We start from the raw sequence: 5,061 nt of genomic DNA, 5'->3' as shown, positions 1-5,061 counted from the left end.
GATATTGGAGGAGGTGAAGGATCGGCCTCGAACGATTGTTCAAGAAATTTATTCTCGACGTCATTCACAGGACTAAGCGATCATTTTGCATACTATACCTATAACAACTTATGGGGGCGGAGGCTCCTTCAGATGCGCCCTCCGCACACGATGCAAATGGGAGGAGACACGTTTTGGCTGAAGCGAGGGATGACATCCTGAAGGATGTGGCGAATTATTACGCCGGAAGGATCGCCGAACATGGCCAGACCGCAGCAGGCGTGGATTGGAACAGCCAAGCCGGCCAGTTCATGCGGTTCAATCAATTACTTAAGGTGGTCGACGCCTCGCAACCTTATTCCATCGCCGATATAGGATGTGGCTACGGTGCATTGCTCGACCACCTTGCGCAGCTAGGCCACGCTACCCGTTACGTGGGTGTTGATATCGCTCTGCCGATGATTGAAGCAGCGCGTTCGCGCTTCGCCGCATCACCGGATGTCACATTCAGGTTGGGCAAGTCGCCAGGCGAGGTCGTTGATTATTCCGTAGCGTCGGGGATTTTCAATGTGCGGCTCGGGCGAGCCGACGAGGAGTGGCTTGGGTATTTGATTGAAGCGCTGGACATGATGAACGCGACGAGCCGAAAGGGGTTTTCCTTCAATTGTTTGACGTCCTATTCAGACGCRGACCGGATGCGGAGCGATCTATATTATGCCAATCCGCTGGATCTATTTGATCTTTGCAAGCGCCGTTATTCCCGACAGGTGGCGTTGTTGCATGACTATGAGCTATACGAGTTTACGATCATCGTGAGGAAGCAGCTATGATGCTGAAGCTCGTCGTTTATGCGGCTCGTGAGATCGTCCAGCTCGTGCGTTGCTATTTTGACAATGATAGCGAGTATGATGTGGTCGCATTCTGTGGGGGGAGACACGAGTGAAAGCGATTGTTCTTGCTGGCGGCGCGGGTTCGCGCCTGTATCCTCTGACGCAGGTTTCCAGTAAACAGCTACAGGCTGTTTTCGACAAGCCTATGATTTATTACCCCCTGACCGTTCTGATTGCGTCAGGCGTGAAGGAATTCTGCCTCATTGCGACGCCGCACGACCTGCCTCGCTATCAGAATTTGCTTGGACACGGTGATCAATGGGGAGTGGCAATCCAGTATCGAGCGCAGCCGAGACCGGAAGGGATAGCACAGGCGTTTTTGATCGCGGCAGATTTCGTCGGCTCCGATGATGTGATCCTGATGCTGGGCGACAATATTTTTTCGGGCGGCGACGATTTCCCTCGGGCGGTCTCCAGTTTCACGGATGGTGCAACCATTTTCGCCTACCACGTCAAGGACCCCGAGCGCTACGGCGTGGTGGAATTCGACCAGAACGGAAAGGCGATCTCCATTGAAGAGAAGCCTCGACATCCTAAAAGCAACTATGCCGTCCCTGGCGTGTATCTCTACGATAATAGCGTGCTGGACATCGCAAAGGCCGTAAAGCCGTCTGTTCGGGGCGAATTGGAGATTACGGACATCAATCTGGAATACCTGAGGCTTGGCAAGCTGCAGGTGCGGCGACTGAGCCGCGGTTTTGCCTGGCTTGACGCCGGCACCAGTACCGCGCTCCACGAAGCTTCTTCCTACATCGAGGCGATTGAGCGACGGCAAGGCGTGAAAATCGGTTGTCCGGAGGAGGCGGCCCTGGTGAGAGAGTTCCTCAGCATCGCCCAGTTCGAAAAATTGATTGAGCGCATGCCGGCATGCGAATACAGCGATTATCTGCGCGGCGTTGCCGACGAGTGGCACAGGCTTCAGGGGATAGGTGGTGAGTAAGAAAATTCAGTTCAACCGGCCGTTCATGACCGGTAAAGAGCTATTCTATATCGCGGAAGCCAAGTTCGGCAACATGCTCGCCGGTGACGGGCCTTTTACCAAGCGCTGCCATGAGTGGCTGAAAAATCAGAGTGGATGCGCAAAACCGCTGCTGACCCACTCGTGCACCGCCGCGTTGGAAATGGCGGCTTTGCTTCTCGACATCGAGCCCGGTGACGAGATCATCATGCCTTCGTACACGTTCGTTTCGACAGCCAACGCGTTCGTGCTGCGCGGCGGCGTTCCAGTGTTCATCGATATCCGGGAAGACACTTTGAATGTCGACGAGCGTCTCATCGAGGCGGCCATCACCTCGCGCACTCGCGCCATCGCTCCGGTTCATTATGCGGGTGTGGCTTGCGAGATGGACGCCATCATGGGCATTGCCAAACGACATGGTCTTAAGGTCGTGGAGGATGCGGCACAGGGCGTGATGGCAGCTTATAAAGGCCGGGCGCTCGGCAGCATTGGCGATCTCGGGGCTTACAGCTTTCACGAAACCAAGAATGTAATTTCAGGGGAAGGCGGAGCCCTGCTGGTGAACGACCCCGCTCTGGCGGTGCGCGCCGAAATCATCCGTGAAAAAGGCACGGACCGTGGTCGCTTTTTTCGAGGCGAGGTCGATAAATACACCTGGCAGGAGGTGGGCTCTTCGTTCCTGCCGGGCGAGTTGATTGCTGCTTTCCTGTGCGCCCAGCTTGAAGAAGCCGAGCGCATCACCAGTCACCGCTTGGGCATTTGGCAACGTTACCACACGCTTCTTGAGCCGCTGGAGGATAGAGGATTGCTTCGCCGGCCCATCGTGCCGGCTGATTGCCAGCACAATGCCCACATGTACTACGTGTTGCTGTCGCCGGAAATCGATCGTCAAAACGTGCTCAACGAGTTGAAGAGGAACGAGATTTTCTCGGTGTTCCATTATGTGCCCCTGCATTCGTCGCCAGCCGGGAAACGGTATGGCCGCACGCAGGGCGGCTTGGAGGTGACCACGATGCAGTCGGAGAGGCTGGTGCGTTTGCCGCTGTGGGTTGACCTGACCGCCGAGCAGCAGGAACAGGTCGTCAAGGTTTTGAATAATGCCATCGGCTGACCGATCAACAACGTCGACCGGAATGAAAATTCTGGTCACCGGCGGAGCCGGCTTTATCGGTTCGGCGGTTATCCGCCACATCATCCAGAATACCGGCGACCTGGTCGTCAATGTCGATAAGCTGACCTACGCCGGGAATCGCGAAAATCTGCGCGAGGTTGATAACTCCGACCGCTACGCGTTCGAGCAGGTCGATATCTGCAATCGCGTCGAATTGGAACGGGTATTCGCTCAGCACCATCCCGACGCCGTCATGCACCTTGCGGCAGAAAGCCACGTTGATCGGTCCATCGATGGCCCTGCGGCCTTTATCGAGACCAACATCATTGGCACCTATACCTTGCTCGAGGTTGCTCGAGCTTATTGGCAGGGACTGGATGCAGAGCGTCGGCAGGCCTTCCGGTTCCATCACATCTCGACCGATGAAGTTTACGGCGACCTGCCTCATCCGGCCGATACCGTGGATGCCCACCGCCACCTCTTTACCGAAAACACTGGTTATGCCCCAAGCAGCCCATACTCGGCGAGCAAGGCTAGTTCCGATCATCTGGTTCGCGGCTGGATGCGAACATATGGCCTGCCGGTGCTGGTGACCAACTGCTCCAACAATTATGGCCCTTATCATTTCCCGGAGAAGCTGATTCCCCTGGTAATCCTCAACGCATTGGAGTGCAAACCTTTGCCCGTCTACGGCGCTGGCGATCAAATACGAGACTGGCTCTACGTTGAGGACCACGCGCGTGCCCTTTACAAGGTGGTCAGCGAAGGCCAGGTCGGAGCGACCTACAATATTGGTGGCCACAACGAAAAGCGAAATATCGAGGTGGTTCAAATCCTCTGCGACGTTCTGCAGGAACTCGCTCCGCTGGCTTCTGGGTGCGCCGTTAAGGAATATCGCGCCCTCATCACCCATGTGGGAGATCGGCCAGGGCACGACCGTCGCTACGCGATCGACGCCAGCAAAATTCAGCGCGAGCTCGGCTGGCGACCGGTAGAGACTTTCGAAACCGGCATCCGGAAAACCGTGCAGTGGTATCTCAACAACCTCGACTGGTGCCGTCGCGTACAAGATGGCACTTACCAGCGCGAGCGTCTGGGGCAGTTCAGAGATTGCCCAAGGCCAAGTGATTTCGGCGGCTTATGACTCTGCGAAGAATAGATGGAGATCACAATGGCTGGACTGAAACTAGCCGGCGGAATTATGTCCGTCGGACGAGCCGGTACGCAGGCGATGGTACAGACTGCGAATGGGATTGTTGCATCGTTCATGCCTGCACCACGCCGTCTGGGCCGCTCAAAGCCTTCGAGCGCAAGCGTCCGTCACGCAGGTCCCACGAATTGCGCCTGCTGTGGATCGGCCAAACTGTCGAAGCTCGGCGAGGAGATTACCAGACCCTTAAGGTCGTCCCACGTCAGTGGGAGGTCATCCAGACGGTGCGGGGGAGAAGTTCACCTGCCGCGAGTGTGAGAAGACGCCCTGCGTTGACCACGTGGGACCAAGCATGGCTTCCAGTCGCCGTGTTTGTCTTGACGTTCACAGCCGCCGCCACAAAGTCAAGTATACCAGGAACGACTACAGCGCAGTCGCCGTCGCCCAATCTGGGCCGCAACGCCTCGCGATCGAAATGAGATATCGAAATGGTCTACGCATTCAGTGATGGTAACCCGCTTTACGAGTACTTGGTGTTTGTTCTCGTTCTTTTGGCATCTATCGCCGCGTTCAATGCCGGGCCAATTCTTCGACAAGCAGACGGCATCACCCATCGAATAGCTGAGTTCTCCAGGCGCCGGCGGGCGCTGTCGGAGCACGGCTTGACTGCCGATCTCAGACGCATCGACCTATTCCGAATCATCGTCGGGGCCTTGGCGACAGTCCGATATGGTGAGATGCTGATGATGGCGATGTCGGGCACCAACCTCACTGCGACGGCTTTGGCAGCCGGCGCGACGCTTGTGGCGGCATGTGTGACGGTTGGTTTCTTAACGCCCGTCTCCGTTTTCGTCTTGATGTCGACATCCAATATCATCTTCGACAACTACCTGGGCGCATCGACGCTTGGGACCATGGTGATGTCGATCTGCCTGATGATCGTTCTCTTAGCGCCTGGCGGGCTGACATTGTC

The 5,061-nt window shown here is 56.4% G+C and carries 5 protein-coding genes; all 5 read left to right on the top strand.

What is annotated here, in order from left to right:
* Nucleotides 1-173: 173 nt before the first annotated feature.
* Nucleotides 174-809 (top strand): class I SAM-dependent methyltransferase, encoded by a 636-nt coding sequence (locus AC1DVF_RS28250; RefSeq protein WP_247036966.1) that lies wholly within the window; start codon nt 174-176, stop codon nt 807-809.
* Nucleotides 810-918: 109 nt separating this feature from the next.
* Nucleotides 919-1,809 carry a glucose-1-phosphate thymidylyltransferase RfbA gene (rfbA, locus tag AC1DVF_RS28245; RefSeq protein ID WP_247036969.1) on the top strand — a complete coding sequence of 297 codons (891 nt, stop codon included), beginning with the start codon at nt 919-921 and terminating at the stop codon, nt 1,807-1,809.
* A complete protein-coding gene (gene rffA, locus AC1DVF_RS28240) occupies nt 1,802-2,938 on the top strand; it encodes a dTDP-4-amino-4,6-dideoxygalactose transaminase (RefSeq protein WP_247036971.1) in 1,137 nt (378 codons plus the stop codon). Before rfbA ends, rffA begins: the two co-directional genes overlap by 8 nt.
* Before the next feature lie 22 nt (nt 2,939-2,960).
* Nucleotides 2,961-4,082, top strand: a complete 1,122-nt coding sequence (rfbB, locus tag AC1DVF_RS28235; protein WP_477481971.1) for a dTDP-glucose 4,6-dehydratase — start codon at nt 2,961-2,963, stop codon at nt 4,080-4,082.
* A gap of 494 nt (nt 4,083-4,576) precedes the next feature.
* On the top strand, nt 4,577-5,061 hold a 485-nt coding region (locus AC1DVF_RS28230; protein WP_477489446.1), incomplete at its 3' end, for a hypothetical protein.

The sequence above is a fragment of the Pseudomonas sp. P4_D7 genome, assembly GCF_056401755.1.
Note: the sequence above shows the minus strand (reverse complement) of the source record. Positions and strands in the feature narration are given on the sequence as shown.